Consider the following 18,851-nt stretch of genomic DNA (forward strand, 5'->3'; position numbering starts at 1 on the left):
TGATCCGAATTTGACTTGGTAGTCGAGCCTATTCAGGCCTAAACTCATGCCCGCAACGCAGGCAAGGATGACTGAGGATTACGAGATCAGTGGAACGAGCTGAACTGACACGAGTGTGGGAAGCCGCGTGCGAGGATCTCAAAGCTCAAGACCTCGGCCGGATTGCTACCGCCATGCTTTTAGATATTCAGCCGCTGGGCTACAGCGACGGTATCGTCGTGCTTGCCGCGCCAGACGACTTTGCGCTTGCAAATATTCGGAAAAACTATTTTGATCGCATCCAAACCGCGCTCAATGAGCATTTAGGGCATGACGTTCAGTTGGCCCTCACCGTGGCGCAACCGGTTTCAAACGTGGCACCCCCTGTGGTTGAAACCCCTCCAGAACCAACCTATCGCCCGGCTGTAGCAACCAGTGAATGGGAACTCGGTGCCCCCGCTATCCCGGTTGCTTCCAACTTGGTGCCCACCTATACCTTTGATTCCTTTGTTATGGGTGCGTCAAACCGCCTGGCCTATTCAAGCGCGCAAGCCGTTGCCGAACAGCCAGCGCGCACCTACAACCCGCTACTCATTTATGGACCAAGTGGGCTTGGCAAAACCCATCTGTTGCAGGCGATTGGAAACTACGTCCGGGAGCAGGATCCGACGAGCCGAGTCATGTATGTGACAACTGAGCAGTTCACAAATGACTTTATTCACTCAATTCGTGTTAAAAAGGCACATGAATTTCATAATAGATATCGGAGTATTGATGTACTCCTTATTGATGATATTCAAGAAGTAGAAAATAAAGACCAGACACAACAAGAGTTCTTCCAAACATTTAATCATTTGCATCTCGCAGGTAAGCAGATTGTGTTAACTTGTGATAAGCATCCTAATGAATTAAAGCTATTGACTGAGCGTTTACGGACACGATTCGCAAACGGACTGGTCTGTGATGTAAGTCCTCCAGAACTCGAAACACGACTCACGATTTTGATTCGCCGCTGTGAAGCTGAAGGGCGAGATGTACCCCGTGAAGTGCTTGAATCCATTGCAAGGCGTGTGGATTCTAATGTTCGTAATCTTGAGGGAGCACTTACCCGTGTCGTAGCTGCCGCTAGTGTGAACAACCTTCCCATCACATTACGTTTGGCTGAAGATACATTGAAGGATATTTATCCTCAAGCAAGCCAAAGAAAGATAAGTGCCGATTCGATTTTGTATGAAACGGCTAATTATTTTGAGATACCTGTTGATGAGATAATTGGGCGTTCACGTACACGAGAAATAGTCAATGCGCGACATGTCGCAATGTATCTCACCAGAGAACTCACTGATTTTAGTTTGCCTGAGATTGGACGACGGTTTGGAAATCGCGATCATTCAACAGTTAAGCATGCCTATGACCGCATTATGGATTTGATTGATAGCAATAAAGAACTATTCCAAGACATTCAACGGCTTACTGCGGTCATTAAAGACAGCAAACACCCATAAAAATTGGGTGCATACACACATTCACACACGTACCCTGGTGCGTCCGCGTAATTTTAAGAGGTCCAGATGTCAAAGCGTACTTTTCAACCCAATACCCGTCGTCGCGCCAAGAAGCATGGCTTCCGCGCTCGTATGCGCACCGTTGCCGGTCGTGCGATTATCGCCGCGCGTCGCCGCAAGGGCCGTAAGCGCTTAACGGCATAGGTTCACGTGGACCGACTTCGGTCCTCGGGTGATATCCGCCACGTTATGACCGCCGGTTCAGGAGCAGGAACCCACGCTGTTGTCGTTCATGTGGCCATTCCGCGGAAACCCTTTCAGGGCACCTCTCGCAGCCATCACCGAGTAGCGGTGGTGGCTGGTCGTCGTGTTGGTAACGCCGTTAAACGTAACCGAGCTAAACGTCGATTACGTGCGATTTACCCAGACACCCTGAGTGTCCAAGACGTGCGTGAACCCCTTGATATTGTGCTTGTTGCAAAGCCCGGTATTGCGAGTGTGGGATATAAGGAACTCCGCAATGATGTTCAATCCGCTTTTTTACGAGCTTGTAAACGGTTGGGTTCTTAAATGTGCGGTCATTCTGAACACAATGCAGCTAGACCTGTTGCCAACGTCACCTATTCCAGCGGTCAGCGTGCAGTCATTAGGTTAATTCGTTGGTATCAAGTGATGCCTCGCCCTCGGGGACATTGCCGATTCACACCGACATGTTCCGCATATGCTGTAGAGGCAGTTGAAATACACGGCCTATGGCGAGGCACTTGGCTAGCCATGAAACGCTTAAGCCGATGTAGACCTCTTGGGGGATATGGGTTTGACCCAGTCCCAATACCCGATCAACCAAACCGGAAATAGGTTATGAATCCGTTCTCATTCCTCTGGCAAGGGTTAAAACACGTCCTGGCCGATACCCTCACCTTCTACGGCAATGCACTTGCATTTATCGACCCCTATCAATGGGGCTTTGCGATTTTGCTGTTGACCATCACGGTCCGGGTGATCCTTGTTCCGCTTGCCATTCGACAGATGAAGTCAATGGAAGGTATGCAGGCGATCAAGCCGCAAATGGAGAAAATCCAGAAGAAGTACAAAACGACGCGTGAAATGATGCGCACCGATCCCGAGCGGTATCGTGCGCGCCAGGCCAAAATGCAAGAGGAAATGTCTGCCCTCTATAAAGAGAACGGTGTTAACCCGGTTGGCGGGTGTTTGCCACTCCTCTTGCAGATGCCAGTATTTTTTGCCCTATTTAGTGTGTTACGTGGCGGACAACAAGGTGTAGAAGTCCTTGTACCTCAACTCATTGATGCACCGTGGTTTGGGATCTCTGTACTGAGCGCTCCCCCACTGCAAGCTGGCATCGGGGCCATCCTGCTTGTTGCAGGCATGGTGGTTACAACCTATTTCACACAGAAGATTTCGATGGCGATGCAGCCTCCCGCCGAAGGGCAGGCTGCACAAATGCAACAGACCATGCTTTGGGTGATGCCACCCATGCTTGGCGTCATGGCAATTAACATTCCTGCCGGCGTACTGATCTACTGGGTCACCTCAAACCTCTGGACAATGGGGCAGACCTGGTTCATTGGAAAATATGTTTCAAGTAATTCCAAGCATCGTGGCAATAACCCCAAGGCCGACAACAACAAAAAATAAGGATGCCTTGTGAGCAACGAATTAAGCATCGAAGACCTCGACCATGACGCCGATGTAGCCGCCGACTTTCTTGAGGGGCTCCTCGACGCAATGGACCTGGACGGTGATCTCACAATCGATGTCACCGAAACAGAAGCCCTTATCTCAATTGAAGACGCTGATGATGTCCTCATCGGTCGTCGTGGTGAAGTACTAGATGCCATCCAAGAAGTGATGCGCACTGCGGTACAAACCAAGACACAGCGCTATACCCGTGTTCGTTTAGACGTAAACGGGTATCGCAAGCGTGAACACGCTGCCCTCCAAGAGCGGGTGCGCGAAGCTATCGCCGAAGCTCGCGAGACAGGTAAAGCGGTTCACCTCAAACCCACCAATGCCTATAACCGCAAACTGATGCACGATGTTGTGCACGCGGTTAATGGTGTTACCTCACACTCAGAGGGTGAAGAGCCACGCCGTCATGTGGTCGTCACCCTCGACAGCGAGCGGTAACCAACAAGCCGCAGCCAACACACCTTCCTAAGCCCCTGGTATCCGGGGGCTTTTTGGTGTCCCAGTTCTCCTTAGGATGGTTGTTGGTGGTGCCTGTCTGGGCACGTTTGCACCTGGGCATGGTTGCGGGTGTTGCTTGGGCATGGTTATGGGTATTGTCTGTCTGGGCACGTTCGCCTGCCGCGGTCCGTGGCGGGAGGGCGGCTCACTGAATTCGCCCATCCTGGGCTCATATCACCCTGGCATGCAATACTCACACCCTCAGCACAGAGCACCGACTCACCGAGTGCTCGTATCACCCCGGCAGCCAACATCCACACCCCCGGCCAGCGGCCCTGCGCCGGCATATACCCTTGATTTTGGCTTGTGGTAACTTCGCTGCCAATGTCTACATGCTTGATGGCATTTGCTATATCGCCAACGATGCCATGACACACCCAAGCCAGTCGGTTACGCGGTAGAGCAGCGGCTAAAGGTGTAACAGCTATCGATGCGTAACCAACGGGCATATTTCTAGAGGTGGGTGCTTGGCTGTGTTGGACAAGCACTCACGATGTGAATTGGGTGCCATCAGGAGGCGTATGGCTCACGTATGACGCAGTAATTCTGGGCGGCATATTCTAGTGCTAGCCACAAAATACCTGTTCAGGGGTTATATGGTCTGTGTTGCTGGTTGTTTGAGTTATTGGATCAAAGGAGAGAAAAACACAGAAAGTGATTGTTTGTATACGAAAAGTGAAATATTGGCCAAGGTGGGGTGGCACCTGGCATCATAATCTTTGTCAAGCACCACTCGTCGAAAGGCCAAAACAATGAAACTCAACACCGCTACCCTTCTTGGTTTAATGGCTGCGATGTTGACTGGCCTCGTCGTCGAAGCTGACACCCTCGTATAGAGCCTCCTGCAGACACTCGCCTGTTTGTTTTTATCACTGTATAGATAAGTTCGTTCTGGGTACTTCAGTTTGGTTGTAGTTGCGTTCAGAACTTGCTTTAAAACCCTCTTGTTACACTCGGAGCCGATGTGATGGGAGGGTTTTATTGTGGCCACGTATGGGTGGCCATTGGGAAGGTTTGTTTCACGTGAAACATGCGAAGATAGGCGTCACTTGTCTGCCGGTAAGGTAAGCTTCTAGTATGCAGGATCAGACCCGCCAACGCCTTGATCGCCTTGCTACGTTGATTGCGGAATCCCCGCACAACCTTGTTTCGGCGCGGGATCGAGAGCTCGTAGCGACCCATCACATCCCTGAGTGTGTAGCGGTCTGCACGCAGTTGAAGCCAGGAGCGCATACCCATTGGATTGACCTTGGTACCGGGGGTGGCTTGCCGGGCTTGGTGTGTGCGATCATGTTCCCACTCGTCGGGTGGACGCTGATTGATGCTACCGCAAAGAAAATCGATGCCGTTAACGGTTTCATCGATGATCTTGAGCTAGAAAATGCCCGTGGGGTGGTAGGACGTGCGGAGCATCTGGCACGAGATACAGATTATCGCGGTGTCTATGACGGGGTGATTAGCCGCGCAGTTGCACGACTTGACGTCGTTACTGAACTTGCGCGTGGGTTTGTCCATCCAGGAGGGCAGATCGTGGTCATTAAAGGTCCTGGTCTTGTTCAAGAACGCGGGTATATGCAGCGATGTGCAGGGCAGTTGAAGGTACACGAAAAAGGAACCGTGATTCTTGGCCCGAGTGATCGTCAAAGCCACGTCATTACCATTATTGCAGATGGGCCAGTGCCGGAGATGATTCCAAGAAAAGATGGCGTTCCTGCTTCTAAGCCACTTGGTGGCCCGCGGACGGTCTACTCCCCTAAGGAGCGGTCGTGAGTTGGTATCGCCATTGGGAAGGTTCGTTTCACGTGAAACATGCCGTGCCGGAACGTAAGGGGAGTTGGGAAAAGGCCATAGCAATTGCGGTGGTAAACCAAAAAGGCGGGGTTGGGAAAACGACGACGACAATTTCATTGGCAGCTAGTCTCGTTGAACAGGGGTATCGCGTCCTCTTAATAGATGCAGATCCACAGGGGAATGCCGGTAGCGGTGCAGGCATCGAACGTAAAGATGAACAAGTGACGCTCTACGACGTGCTTGTCAATGAAGCTGAAGTACAAGAGGCTATGGTGCCAACGGAATCGGGAGTCATTGTGCTGCCCAGCACGATGGATCTGGCCGCGGCTGAAATTGAGCTGGTGAGCGCAATGGGTCGTGAATACCGCCTGCGTGATGCACTTATACCGCTGTTAGATGAGATCGATGTCATACTCATCGACTGTCCCCCGAGCCTGGGACTGCTCACTATTAATGCGCTATGTGCCGCAGATGCGGTGCTTATTCCTGTTCAAGCGGAGTATTTTGCCTTAGAGGGTCTAGGTGCCTTGCAGCAAAACCTGTCTTTGGTGCGTCGTCATCTCAATGCCCAGCTCTATACGCTTGGGGTAGTGATGACCATGGTTGATACTCGGACAAAGTTGGCGACGGCCGTAGAAGACGATGTCCGTGGCTATTTCGGTGATATGGTTTTCTCTGCGCGTATTCCGCGAACAGTTCGACTGGCTGAAGCACCCAGTTTTGCGCAACCCATCACGGTATTTGATAGCCCGAGTCGCGGTGCCATGGCCTACCGTCGGTTGGCTGCTGAAGTGATAGAACGTATTAACCTATGGAAGGGACAAGGATGAGTCGCAGTGGAGGCCTTGGCCGCGGATTGGGAGCACTAATCCCCCAGGGCAGTGCAGGACAATCGGGTCTTGTTGAGCTGACCCTTGATCAACTCAAACCAAATGCCCGGCAACCACGTGATCGCTTTGATGAGGCTGCCCTCGAAGAATTGACGCATTCCATTGCCACGATGGGTATCTTGCAGCCCATCGTGGCACGACCATTACCCGACGGTTCCTATGAAATTGTGGCTGGGGAACGACGGTTTCGTGCAGCGCGGCGGGCTGGACTAGCGCGTGTACCCGTCGTTATTCGCCATACCGAAGATGACCAGCTATTGACAGAAGCGCTTGTTGAGAATATTCATCGGGCCGACCTCGATCCCATAGAAGAAGCCAGAGCATACCGTCAACTGATTGATGATTTTGAATTCACGCACGATGACTTGGCGGAGCGGCTTGGGCGTTCACGCTCGGTAATCACAAACACTCTTCGGCTACTGACCCTTGTTGATTCGGTGGCTGATTTGGTGAGTACAGGCGCTATTTCCGCTGGTCACGGGCGGAGTTTGGCAGTTCTAGAGGCAGATCAGCAACAAGCAATCGCAAACCAGATCGTTACAGAAGGCCTCAGTGTACGACGCACCGAGGAGCTCGTAAAAACAATTACCGAACCACGTCGACAAGTACGTTCAACTCAAGGGACTACACCATCCGTGTTTACGGATGTCGAAGATCAACTGGCTGATCGCTTTGGTACCAAAGTCAACATTCAAGGTAGCCCCCGCCGTGGTCGCATTCAGATTGAATATGCCGGATCTGAGGATTTTCATCGGTTACTTGGCTTGTTGATGGGGGAGTAGGCATGGCACCGGATAGCCATATTGACGGTCCGACAAAAACAAGCCGTGCCCTTGTTGGTCTTGGCTTGGGCTTGTTCTGGGGATGGCTGCTCCTATTATTTGCAGATAAAACCAAGGAATAAGCAATTAGAGCAATAATATGCTTATAATTCCAATACTATCCAATGGGTGAGTGAGGCTTAGTCTTGTTTGGTATAACGCTGAACAAGGCTCGCGATGGCGTTCACCATACGATTTGCAAACGCTGTTTGAACTTCAGGCGTTGACCACGTTGCCAATGATTCCGGATTCGTGCCGTAAGCGGGTTCTATAATGACCGTTGGCATCCGAGTACCTCGAAGCATCGTCCACGTCCGTGGAGCGACCTCAGTAGCCACACCAGGTTCGATTGCACGGACGGCCTGCATCGCCGCATACGCCAAGTCTTGGCCAACAGGACTGGTGAAGGATGATTGGTGAGATGGTGATGCAAAATAATACGCGTGCGCACCAACATGGTTAGGGTCATCGTGTGCGGCCAAACTCAAGCTAATGGTGAGTTTTGCGCCAATACGATTAGCCAATGCGGCACGATCCGCATTGGAAGGGTCGTTGAGTGGACCCCGACTTAAGACTGGCGACATCCCCACCGCTGATAGACGTGCATGCAGTTGGGTTGCCATGGACCATGACCAGTCAGTCAAGACACGATGATCAAGCTGGGCATACTTGATACTGGCCGGATCGATAAGGACAACCATGCCGGGTAGACCAGCACGAGCAGCATGTTCAAACTGCTCTTGGTCACGAACGCGTGCACTTGCCCCAATTTCCATGTGGGCCCGGCGGAGTCGTTTTAATTGAACAAGTGTTCGCGGGCCGGCAACGCCATCAACTTCAATACCCATATGGTCTTGGAACTCGCGTAACGCATTATCAAGCAAATGACTAAACAGCCCATCTTCACGACCGGCTTCAAATCCCAATTGGTTTAATCGTGATTGCAAATCCAAAACGTCGTCGCCACGCATGGGCGGGGTGGAGTACCACAACAACCGGTCACCAAGATGAAAGTCGGCTTCAACTAACGATTCCCAGGTATCGCTATCAACGACTCCACTCGGGGTGAGGCCGCGAGCCTGTTGGAATGTTTTGACGGCGAGGACTGTATTATCGTCGAATTCTTCTCCATACGCCAAAGGAACACCCACAGTAGGGGTGTCCTCTGACCACTTAGATAGGCGGCGACGCAGGTCAAATACCTCGGCGCCAACATCGCCGTATCGTAACGGTAAACCCATTATTTAGATGAAATCGGCCAAATCAACGAGTAACGCTGACTTAGGTTTAGCACCCACAATGCGCTTGACTTCCTGACCACCATTAAAGACGATCATGCTTGGAATGCTCATGACGCGGTAGGTCTGTGCCGCCTGAGGATTCTCATCCACGTTCAGCTTCATTACCTTCAACTTGTCAGCAAACTCAGTACCAATCTCATCAATAATTGGACCGACCTGGCGGCAGGGGCCACACCATTCAGCCCAAAAATCAACTAATACGGGACGATCTGCGCCCAAAACCTCATCGGCAAAGGTGGCGTCTGTTACTGCGGCACTCGACATAGCTCTTCTCCTTCGTTAGGTATTACTCAAGTCTGCCTTAAAACGGTCCTAATGGCTCTCTTGCTTTTCAAGCCAACGTTGTGCATCCAATGCAGCCTTACATCCCTGACCAGCGGCGGTAATCGCTTGACGATACCGGGTGTCGGTAATATCTCCTGCGGCAAAGACCCCGTCAACATTGGTATTCGTGGTTGGTTCATCAACAATGATGTAGCCAACACCATCAACCTTAACCTGGTCCGCAAATGGCTGGCTATTCGGTGAGTGCCCGATAGCCATAAAGACCCCGTCAGCCTCCAAGTTGGTTTCTTCATCGGTGATGGTGTTTTTGATGCGCACACCAGTCACGGCCTCATCACCAAGCACGTCAACGACCACACTGTTCCACGCAACGGAGATATTTGATGTATCAAGTACGCGCTTAGCCATAATGTCTGATGCACGGAACTCATCACGGCGATGAACCACCGTGACAGACTCTGCCAAGGTAGACAAGAACAGGGCCTCTTCCATGGCGGTATCTCCACCACCTACGACCACAAGTTTGCGATTACGGAAGAAGAATCCATCACAGGTTGCGCAGGCGCTTACCCCAAAGCCTTTCAACCGTTCTTCATTCTCGATGCCTAGCCAGCGTGCACTCGCGCCGGTACAGATAATGACCGTTTTTGTATGAATCTCAGAGCCATCATCGAGATAGAGGACCTTCGGGTTGGACGTCAAATCGGTACGAACCACCTGTCCAATTTGCGTGCGTGCGCCAAAGCGCTCTGCTTGGGCGCGAAAATCTTGCATCATCTCAGGACCATGACGACCTTCGGGATACCCAGGAAAGTTCTCAACCTCAGTGGTTTGAGTAAGTTGCCCACCTGATACCGGGCCTTCTAATACAAGTGGATTCTGGCCGGCTCGTGCGGCATAAATAGCTGCGGTCCAACCGGCGGGACCGGACCCAACGATGGTGATGTTCTCTATGGATTGCGTCATGCCGTCTCCTTAGGCAAAAATGGATCCCATTATGGTTGCACTCGTACACGAACGGAACTGATTTCCGCACGGTAACGATCGCTTACTTTGGGAAGCTCACCCGTCAACCAAACGAGTACATATCGTCCTAATTTGGGTGGCGTGATAGCGATAACGTTAGCGTCGTCATCAACCTTTGGTTGTTTTGCCACGATAGTGAACCCATCAAGGCTCTCTTCAGGGGTGGATGCCACACCAATGTGGACATCAAATCCACCATGTGGGGTGGCCAGTTCTACTTCGCTTACTCGTTTGGCTGATCCAAGGTCCAAGACAAATCCGACACCGTCCTTTAACCCCCCAAAGTCAGCGGTGTGATAGAGCTCAGTAGCCCACGAGGTCGCAGGAGCACCATCTAATAATGCGTCAATCTGATGGTCTCGTTCGCGTGAATCACCCTGGGGGTCAAAGGAGTCAACACCCACAATGGCCGTAATGACATCGTTGGTAGCGGTAATCTCCGAAGCAGAACCACCACCGGCAGGATCTTGACCACTCACCGATTTTTTTGAGGATTGCACAAGCCATCCAGCCGCCACAATCAATACGATGACTGGTACAACCCACAGCACCTCGCGTACAAATCGTCGGCGTTTCGGTGGGGACGGTGGCTCAATCCGGGCGTGTTCAAAGCGGGCAAGTGCTTGAGAAACACGACTGGCATCAGCAGGACGATTGTCCGGATTACTTGCCGTTAAGAGTGAAACCAAGTCATCAAGCTCAGTTGGAATACTGCCTCGTTTGAGGCTAGGGCGAGGTAAATCGTCGGATAACCGTGTCTGTAATCGACCGCGAGCCGTAATCGGGTTTTCACCCGTTAACAGCTCATACAAAATCAGTCCTAACCCCCAAAGGTCGGTACGTTCATCAATTGGATGGCCACGCAACTGTTCTGGAGGCGGGGTCGGTGAATCTTTCACCGCACGACTAACCCCAAAATCAGCGAGCTTTACTCGACCATCAGCCGTCAACAGCACATTGTGTGAATGCACAGCCCCATGCAACATGCCACGTTCATGCGCATACGCCAACGCCAACGAAATACGGCGAGCGATGTGCGCAACTTCATCGATTTCAAGCGGGTTGTGCTTTCTGGCAGCAATCGCAGCATCCAACCGGCGGCCATCCATCCATTCCATCACCACGTACTCATCATCCCCATCACTACCAGTATCAAAGATGGCAACGATTCCAGGGTGAACGAGTCGAGCCGCAGCGATAGCTTCTGCTTTGAACCGGGCACGGACCTCAGGTTCTTCGACATATTCTTTACGCAAAATCTTGACCGCAACCGGTCTCGCCAAGACGGTATCCCAGGCCTTCCAAACCGTTGTTAACAGACCCGAATCAATATGTTCGGATAACTCATAGCGACCAGCCAGTATGCGTGGCGGTGGCGTGGGTTTTGACGATGGTGTGGTCACAAGTTCATCATTCTAAGCGATCAGGAAATGTGCGGAGATTGTTCGATCGGTCTGCAAGCCTGCCGTCCAGCGCATCAACCAGTCCGTACCCGGATTTCCATGTCACCCACAGGTAGATCAAACCAGCGACGGCCAAAGACAATATCGCAAGTAACCAGTTTGGCCAATTTCCCGATAGATAGCGGATGATAACCGCTGATGCACCAGCCCCCATCGCACCGGTAAAGACCGCACTGAGGGTGTTATAGAGATGCAACGGTCCTGTGGTTGCACGGACCTTCCGATACAACATGGCAAATTCGGTCCATGAGCCAACGGCAACGCCAAGCCCCAGGCCAACAGCACCGATGCGAGCTATATCAGGTGTCTCACGGAGGGTGGTTTCAAGTGGTCCTAAGGCAGGTAACTGACCCAACATAACGATGCCGTGAGCTGTGAGCCCGAATTGATCAAATTGAAACATTGATACGCCTCCAACCAGTGCTGAAACAATTACACGGGTGATGGAGGCACGTGCCGGAACGGTGGTGTCGTTCAAACTGTATAGCGCTGACTGCATTAAACGACTGAGTGTGGAGGCTAATAAGCCAAGGGACATAACACTGAGGACGAGCCACACCATAGTTGAATTCGATGAGGTGAACTCACCGCGTTCCAGTAGTAAACCGGTGATGTAGTCGCCACAAAATAGGTAGGCGGTTGCGATAGGGACGACAAAGAACGCAATACGGCCAAAGGCAGGGCGGAGTCGTTGTGAAACGGCTTCAGCGCGTACGGTTGACATTTCGGGAAGCTCAGCGGCTGCAATACTCATGCCGAACAAACTGATTGGTAAGAGAAATAAAAAGCTCGCATAGCGCATGGTGCCAACTGCTCCTACGGCTAAGAAGCTGGCTAACCAAACATCTACCCATGCGCTGATTTGAATGACCCCACGAGCTCCAACAACAGGCAAGAATTTTTGGACAACATGACGGGCGTGGGTGTCCCAACGCATCGCCAAAACAAAGTTACGCTCTACCTTTATCACACCTGGTAGCTGGACGATCAGTTGCGCAGCTGCCCCTATGACCGTAGCCCAGCCAAGGACTTTGACGAGCTCAACACTTGTTTGGTCCAGACCGCCTGATGCACCGGCATAGATCGTCCAGCCGAAACCGACCACCATAAAAATCTGAACGAAGTTCCAGATGACGGGGGCAACATAGGACAAGAAAAACTTGCGATGGCTATTGAGTACGCCTAAACACCAGCTTGATAGGACGAGCAGCCCAATGCCTGGGGTTGTGATGCGCACAAGCGTAACGGTGAGTTCGCGCCGTTCTCCGGTATATCCTCCCGCGACGAGGTCGGTGAGGGGACCGGCAAAAGTGATACCCACCCAATCCAAGACAGTCGTTATTAAAATCAAGGCCAACAAGATTGTTGAGGCGAGTTGGCCAGCTTCCTTTTCACGCCCTTCTGCCAACAGCTTGGAATAGGAGGGAATGAAGGATGCGCTCAAGACACCTTCCCCCAAGAGGTTTTGCATCATATTGGGGATACGGAAGGCCGCAGTAAAGGCTTCGATGGCTGGACCAGAACCTAAAAATCCAGCGATAACAATTTCACGGAGAAGGCCGGCAACGCGTGATAAGCCGATACCTGCGGCCACAAGGGCAGAACTTCCTAGACGGGGCAACCTCATTGGTCCTCACTTGGCGAGGGTTCTGACTTGATTGTCTGAAACGGAATGGTTTCATCAAGTGAGGGGAGTGGGCCACTAACTGGTCTTGCCGTACGCCTAAAAATACGATTAGCTGAGCGGTTCCGCCAGCCCCAAAGCACCAAAATACCGATCGCTCCAGCGGCAAATAACAGTGCAGTAACCGGGTAGGCCGTTGAGCGAACACTGATGGTTCCCGATGTGATTAATTGGCCAGTTTGGGGATTCTCAACTTGAACGATGGCACTTGTAATACCGCCAGAGGTTCGCGGGCTGACCACGATGTCTTTGGCAGTGGCATCCCGTGGACGCAAGCGCATATCAACGGTGTCGTTACCTTCAATTTTCAAGTTTGAACTAATGATACGAACACGAACTGTCAATCCAATAGGAGAATCATTGGCCACACTGATGGGGATTGTTCCACGTTGACCTGTCATGGTAATTGGTGGGGGAGAGAGTACTTGGATACCTCCTTCGATTTGTGCCTTGGTATTAAGAACCCTTGTTGCCGCTTGGCTCTCGTCTTCGTTAACAGCGGTCGCAACCAACAACTCATCGTCAAAGTTCAGGGGACTTGTACCATCTTCAAAGGAACGGCGCTCCGTCATAGCCACAATGCCAGGAAGGGCATCACGTGCCGCCTTCAATCTGGCAAAATAATCTCGGCGTTGTTGCGAAAGCACAGGTGACGAAAAGGCCGTCGGTGTAATGACATCTGCGGGGGCATTCATCAGATCGCCTACGCCACCTAAACGGACCCAAGGGGCTGTGGCAAGGGTTTCTTGGAGTACGCGTTGATCCTCTGCGCTCGGTATGGACCGTAAATCAAGAAGCAACGGAGATTGGATTGTTTCACCATCATCAGAAGACGGGTTGGTCTGTTCGGCGTCGGTATCTATCGGTGTGGTGGGTTGAAGTCGTTGGGGCAAGGCTGCATAAGCAATAGCCCATTGCCCCAATGCTGGCCCGTCTAATACGGCAGCTGCTTTCTTAAATGCGGGATCACCAGCCAATATCTTTACTGCATTAAATCGATGGACTGAACCTGCTTGGGTGAGCGTACCTTCCGGGACAAGAATGCCATCCACTGCAGCGGTGCGACTAATGGCTGAAGCGGTAGAGCGATTGATCGTGGTGGGTGATGCAATGACTGGTGCAACCGATACTGAGTCAGTGGCGAGACGATCACTTAACCCTTCACTCACCGTACGATCGATTAAGTCAAACTGATTTGTTTCAGCAAGGGAGAAGAGATCGGCATCATACGCCGGAGTGGGGATGACTTCGCGTGCCAGCGTTGGCATATCGTCGTGTGAACCGACAACAACCGACTGCTCCGTTTGCCCTAATGACCCAACAATGGCCAGGGGAACGGGATTGAGCTGAGGATCCACAACAAGGGCGGTGACGAGGCGAGCAACGCGATGGTTTCCGTCCAGCAGCGTGATTTCAAGCGGGTAGACACCGGTTGCTTCAAAGCGATCGAGATATAAGTCAGTGGTTGAGCGTTCTATAAGGACTGACCGTGACTCACCTTCACCGAGAGGCGTGAGTGACTCAGCTGAAGAACTAAACAGCCAGCCTGTTTCTTGATTTAAAACAGCCTGTTGCAAGTCTTCACGGCTCGTTGCGGGTTCCCGTACCGCCAACGTGATACGAGGATTTGCTAATGGCTTCCCTTGGCCGATAGCGAGGCGTAACTGGAGGGGCTGTGATGGGCTCAGAATACCGTTGATCGATTCAATCGTGATTAGTCGATCTGTGGTTGCTGATGTGGGAGGTGTCGGTGTTTGGCGTGGTGATGCCGGGACCGATTGGGCAATAGCAAAAGGTGTCGCCACGAAGCCACTGAGTAAGGCCAGTAGACAAGCACCAAACCAACGGATCACACCGCTCACGAAACCCGCCGTGATTGTTCGTCTTGTTCGATACGTGCCGAAAGGGGCGTCAACTGTGCAGGCGGACTGGGTGACCGGCCAACTTCAGGGCCAAAGGTATCCATCGCCTTTCGGACAAGCCGTACCTCATTTGGGTGGCTCATCTGCTTAATAGCCTCATCAATGGGAAGCCAAACCACATCGAATGCCTCTTCATCTCGACGGCTGAAATCACCACCCACATAACTCAATAAAAAGTAGTGGACATATTTGTGGTAGCGAACCCGATCCGGACGCCAAACAAACCAATAATCAATAACACCCAATTTGGCACGTACTTGGGTGTCAAGGCCCGTTTCCTCCCGGACTTCACGTATCGCCGTGTCAACTAGCGTTTCACCATCATCGATACCACCCTTTGGGAGAGTCCATAAGACGTCACCGCCAGTTGTTTCATGTGCGATCAGCACAACCCAACGGCCGTCTTCACGGTCGTCATAGACCAAACCGCCAGCACTCGTGGCGTGTTTGGTCAAATACGTCGTCTTGCGAATGCTTGCCAACGGGACCTCCAGAACACAGTCTAAGCAAGAGGCGGTATTGAGTCAGGCCGGTAAGTTGGCTGCATGCCCCAGTCCCTCCCTTTTTCAACTCCCATACCGGCCCTCGCTATTGAGCTTGGAGAAGCATTTGAACATGCTGGTCATGAGCTTGTTCTCGTGGGTGGAAGTGTTCGAGATTTGATTCTAGGCAAGGAAGATATCCCAGATTTGGACTTTGCCACCGATGCGCATCCTGAGGAAACAACACGCATTTTGAACAGGCTCACAACGACAATTTGGGACACGGGTGCACGATTTGGAACAATCAGTGCACAGATGAGCGACTCAGCTGGTGAGGTGTACATCGTTGAAGTTACAACCTACCGAAGTGAGGCTTATACAGCTGGTGACCGGCACCCAGATGTCGAATTTGGTGATGACATCAATGCCGATCTAAGCCGCCGTGATTTCACGGTCAACGCCATTGGGATACGGGTACCGTCAGGTGAGCTTGTTGACCCATTTGATGGGGTCGCAGATATGAAACGCCAGGTGCTTCGCACGCCGGCACGACCTGTTGTGAGTTTTGCTGATGATCCCCTTCGAATGATGCGTCTTGCACGGTTCGTTGGGGTACTTGGTTTTCAAGCTGACTCAGAAGCGATTGAAGCCGCAACAGCCATGGCATCACAAATTGAAACAATCAGTGCCGAACGAGTGCGTATTGAATTGGATAAATTGATTTGCGGTGACTATGCAGACCGTGGCCTTGACTTACTCTGTGAGGTTGGTATTGCAGATGTGGTGTTGCCAGAATTGCCTGCGCTGCGGATGGAGCATGATCCCCTTCATCACCATAAAGATGTCTATACCCACACCCTTGCCGTTGTGATGGGCTGTCCCGGTGACGACCCAATCTTGCGTATGGCGGCCCTTCTTCATGACATTGGTAAACCAGCAACGCGAGCGTTTCATGAGGATGGATCGGTGAGTTTCCATCAACATGACATTGTTGGTGCCCGTATGGCTCGCCATCGGCTACGTGCCTTGACCTACCCCAATCAGGCTATTCGAGAAATCAGTGAACTTGTTCGCCTACATCTACGCTTTCACGGGTACAGCGACGGTGAATGGACTGATTCAGCGGTTCGTCGTTATGTGGCTGATTGCGGGTCAGAGATTCAATATCGCCGCCTCAATTTGCTTACCCGCGCAGATGTCACCACTCGGAATAAGCGGAAGGCAAACCGATTTGCACGGGCCATGGATGACCTTGAAGCTCGTGTTGAACGGCTCAGAGAACAAGAAGCCCTGGATGCGGTTCGTCCTGCCCTTGATGGCGGACAAATCATGGCGTATTTGGGGCTGAAACCTGGTCGTGAAGTAGGGGCGATTTGGAATTGGCTTAAAGATCAAGCCCTTGAATATGGGCCGATGTCCTTTGACCAGGCGTATGGCTTGCTGGATGAATATGCAGCAGCACACGGATTCACTGTGGTGGGCGAGCGCATTGACCCCAAACCACCAAAAGAACCGAAGGAACCGCGCTCGTAACAACCAACATGGGGCGGTGAGGGGTTAGCCACCCCCAAATTCCAAAAGGCCCTCGTTCCCCACTCGAATGGTTGTGGTGTGCCATCGTTTGGAACAGCTCATTACTCACAAGCGCATAGACTGTGTCTATGGCTGATGTGTACAAAGTGACGATGGTGTGTACCGGCAATATCTGCCGTTCGGTGATGGCTGAATATATCGCGCGTGACTTGATTGAAAAGGCTGGATTGTCTGATCAGATTGAAGTTAATTCGACCGGAACAGACTGCTGGCACGTGGGGGAAGGGCCAGACGGGCGAACGATTGAAGTGCTAGACACCCTTGGCATCGATGCACGTGGGCATCGGTCAGTAAAAATCGACCGAGCGATGGCTGACGAGGTTGATCTGATTCTTGTTGCCACTCAAAAACACTATGACACGATCAAAGCAATGGGTACGGCCACCCCAATCCGGTTACTCCGAGAGTTTGATCCTGAACTCGGCAGCCGAGAAACCCTAGACCTCGCTGACCCGTGGTTTGGCGATATGAGCGACTTTGAGTCTTGTTTGGAAGAGGTGCAGCGTTCAGTGGTGCATTGGCTCAAGTTGCACCCCGTGACGTAATTAATCCTCAATGGTGTAATCCGATGGACTTACCCGCAACAAGGTTTCAGTAATTTGTGGACAGGTATAGCGTTTGTTTTTGCGCATTGATGGATCCTGAACCTGAATAATTCCTAGTTGAGAGAGATCTTTCAAAATCTGATTGGCTCGCTGATTAGATACGTTGCATTTCTCTTGTATATCAGCCGAATCAAAATTCAACTGTTCAAATGCCATATCTACGACTTGGTGCGCGGTCTCTGCCTTAAGGTTTGATTCACGAACTTGGGTATGTAAATGTTCGTTAAGGCTCGAAATCTCTTTTATCAGGTCAAGGGTTTGTGCCGATGCATGGTAGATAACCTTTGCCATAAACCTTATCCAGATATTCCAACTGCCGTGAGTACTCACCCGTAAAAGTCGACCATAATAGGCATTGCGATTATGCTCTAACCATGAGCTGATACTCAATACTGGATCACTAAGCTGACCAAGAATCACAAGCTGTAAAAGAATAAGGAGCCTGCCAAGACGCCCATTACCATCAATAAATGGGTGTAGTGTTTCGAATTGATAATGAGCCATAGCTATGGCGACAATTGGGTCTACGGAATGTTGCGGTTTGTTTATATAATCTATAAGATCTCGAAGTGCTATTTCCAGATCATGACCAGGAGGCATGGGAATAAACCTTGCCTGTTCAATGGAGTGGCCTTTTGTACCTATAAAAACTTGTTCAGTTCGAGTTCGTCCCACTTGAGTTGAATCATTCACCATTCCATTCATAAGCTCTTCTTGCATCTGAAAGAGAAGATTGATAGGAATTTGTGGACAATCTTTAACTTGTTCAAAATACCGATATGCGGTCTCAGCTACATTAACAAAGTTCATCACTTCTCGGAGTTCTGTGTTGTCCTTTTGTTTTCGCTGAGCACCAACAACTTCATGCAACAAGGTCCGAGTACCTTCAATACGACTTGTTGCCTGTGCCTCCTGGCGGAGGAGTGCTGGGCGCACAATGGGCAGTGAGCTCATCTGAGCAATATTGCCTTGAAGCAGGCTCAATGCTGAACGTGCTTCAGCAATCCACCTGTACGTTTCGTCAGAGAGGTCGACGTGAATTCTGCTCAGTGAAAAGGGAATAAACGTGATGCCGTGAGCCCCGTTGGCAAAGGTCGTCTCGTCAATACGTCCAGGAGCGGTAGGTAGGAAATCTTCGCGTTGCATAAAGCCTCCTAATACGCGTGCTGGAGCGGTTACAAGGTTGATCCGAGAACAGCCATGTTGGGTTTAGAAACATTCACCAAGTGGTTTATTCGAAATTATTATACGATAAAACTTTCGAGTACCGAGGTTGAGGTGTATTTATTTGAA

The 18,851-nt window shown here is 51.3% G+C and carries 19 protein-coding genes; 11 read left to right on the forward strand and 8 right to left on the reverse strand.

The window, feature by feature from the left end; genetic code table 11:
- Positions 1-89 precede the first annotated feature (89 nt).
- From dnaA to VCU37_RS03080, 9 genes are all read left to right on the forward strand, one after another.
- Positions 90-1,484, forward strand: coding sequence for a chromosomal replication initiator protein DnaA (gene dnaA / locus VCU37_RS03040; RefSeq protein ID WP_336249153.1), 1,395 nt, complete (start codon positions 90-92; stop codon positions 1,482-1,484).
- Between the two features lie 66 nt (positions 1,485-1,550).
- Positions 1,551-1,688 carry a 50S ribosomal protein L34 gene (gene rpmH, locus VCU37_RS03045; RefSeq protein ID WP_336249154.1) on the forward strand — a complete coding sequence of 46 codons (138 nt, stop codon included), beginning with the start codon at positions 1,551-1,553 and terminating at the stop codon, positions 1,686-1,688.
- Positions 1,689-1,694: 6 nt separating this feature from the next.
- On the forward strand, positions 1,695-2,054 hold the full coding sequence (gene rnpA / locus VCU37_RS03050; RefSeq protein ID WP_336249155.1) for a ribonuclease P protein component: 360 nt from the start codon (positions 1,695-1,697) through the stop codon (positions 2,052-2,054).
- 75 nt (positions 2,055-2,129) lie between these two features.
- Positions 2,130-2,342, forward strand: a complete 213-nt coding sequence (yidD, locus tag VCU37_RS03055) for a membrane protein insertion efficiency factor YidD (protein ID WP_418896439.1) — start codon at positions 2,130-2,132, stop codon at positions 2,340-2,342.
- A gap of 3 nt (positions 2,343-2,345) precedes the next feature.
- On the forward strand, positions 2,346-3,143 hold the full coding sequence (locus tag VCU37_RS03060; RefSeq protein WP_336249157.1) for a YidC/Oxa1 family membrane protein insertase: 798 nt from the start codon (positions 2,346-2,348) through the stop codon (positions 3,141-3,143).
- Positions 3,144-3,152: 9 nt separating this feature from the next.
- Entirely contained in the window at positions 3,153-3,635 is a 483-nt protein-coding gene (locus VCU37_RS03065) for a Jag family protein (protein WP_336249158.1), read from the forward strand.
- Positions 3,636-4,772: 1,137 nt separating this feature from the next.
- Complete coding sequence (gene rsmG / locus VCU37_RS03070) at positions 4,773-5,465, forward strand: 16S rRNA (guanine(527)-N(7))-methyltransferase RsmG (RefSeq protein ID WP_336249159.1); 693 nt, start codon at positions 4,773-4,775, stop codon at positions 5,463-5,465.
- Entirely contained in the window at positions 5,462-6,316 is an 855-nt protein-coding gene (locus VCU37_RS03075) for a ParA family protein (protein ID WP_336249160.1), read from the forward strand. Before rsmG ends, VCU37_RS03075 begins: the two co-directional genes overlap by 4 nt.
- Complete coding sequence (locus tag VCU37_RS03080) at positions 6,313-7,158, forward strand: ParB/RepB/Spo0J family partition protein (protein WP_336249161.1); 846 nt, start codon at positions 6,313-6,315, stop codon at positions 7,156-7,158. The genes VCU37_RS03075 and VCU37_RS03080 overlap by 4 nt, the downstream gene beginning before the upstream one ends.
- Before the next feature lie 179 nt (positions 7,159-7,337).
- Here VCU37_RS03080 and VCU37_RS03085 read toward each other — a convergent pair whose 3' ends face one another.
- From VCU37_RS03085 to VCU37_RS03115, 7 genes are read right to left on the reverse strand one after another with little or no spacing between them, the layout of a single operon-like run.
- Complete coding sequence (locus VCU37_RS03085; protein WP_336249162.1) at positions 7,338-8,438, reverse strand: N-acetylmuramoyl-L-alanine amidase; 1,101 nt, start codon at positions 8,436-8,438, stop codon at positions 7,338-7,340.
- A gap of 3 nt (positions 8,439-8,441) precedes the next feature.
- Entirely contained in the window at positions 8,442-8,762 is a 321-nt protein-coding gene (gene trxA, locus VCU37_RS03090; protein WP_336249163.1) for a thioredoxin, read from the reverse strand.
- Between the two features lie 48 nt (positions 8,763-8,810).
- Positions 8,811-9,749 (reverse strand): thioredoxin-disulfide reductase, encoded by a 939-nt coding sequence (gene trxB / locus VCU37_RS03095; protein ID WP_336249164.1) that lies wholly within the window; start codon positions 9,747-9,749, stop codon positions 8,811-8,813.
- 29 nt (positions 9,750-9,778) lie between these two features.
- Complete coding sequence (locus VCU37_RS03100) at positions 9,779-11,212, reverse strand: serine/threonine-protein kinase (protein ID WP_336249165.1); 1,434 nt, start codon at positions 11,210-11,212, stop codon at positions 9,779-9,781.
- A gap of 7 nt (positions 11,213-11,219) precedes the next feature.
- A complete protein-coding gene (gene murJ, locus VCU37_RS03105) occupies positions 11,220-12,899 on the reverse strand; it encodes a murein biosynthesis integral membrane protein MurJ (protein WP_336249166.1) in 1,680 nt (559 codons plus the stop codon).
- Complete coding sequence (locus VCU37_RS03110) at positions 12,896-14,818, reverse strand: DUF6049 family protein (protein WP_336249167.1); 1,923 nt, start codon at positions 14,816-14,818, stop codon at positions 12,896-12,898. Before VCU37_RS03110 ends, murJ begins: the two co-directional genes overlap by 4 nt.
- A complete protein-coding gene (locus tag VCU37_RS03115; RefSeq protein ID WP_336249168.1) occupies positions 14,815-15,360 on the reverse strand; it encodes an NUDIX hydrolase in 546 nt (181 codons plus the stop codon). The genes VCU37_RS03110 and VCU37_RS03115 overlap by 4 nt, the downstream gene beginning before the upstream one ends.
- A gap of 63 nt (positions 15,361-15,423) precedes the next feature.
- Here VCU37_RS03115 and VCU37_RS03120 point away from each other — a divergent pair, with 63 nt between their 5' ends.
- Both VCU37_RS03120 and VCU37_RS03125 read left to right on the forward strand, forming a co-directional pair.
- Positions 15,424-16,893, forward strand: a complete 1,470-nt coding sequence (locus VCU37_RS03120) for a CCA tRNA nucleotidyltransferase (protein ID WP_336249169.1) — start codon at positions 15,424-15,426, stop codon at positions 16,891-16,893.
- Positions 16,894-17,021: 128 nt separating this feature from the next.
- Complete coding sequence (locus VCU37_RS03125; protein ID WP_336249170.1) at positions 17,022-17,498, forward strand: low molecular weight protein-tyrosine-phosphatase; 477 nt, start codon at positions 17,022-17,024, stop codon at positions 17,496-17,498.
- Here the strand turns inward: VCU37_RS03125 and VCU37_RS03130 are convergent, their stop codons facing one another.
- Positions 17,499-18,704, reverse strand: coding sequence for a Fic family protein (locus tag VCU37_RS03130; RefSeq protein ID WP_336249171.1), 1,206 nt, complete (start codon positions 18,702-18,704; stop codon positions 17,499-17,501).
- Positions 18,705-18,851 lie beyond the last annotated feature (147 nt).

This window comes from Stomatohabitans albus (assembly GCF_036336025.1).
GTDB lineage: Bacteria > Actinomycetota > Nitriliruptoria > Euzebyales > Euzebyaceae > Stomatohabitans > Stomatohabitans albus.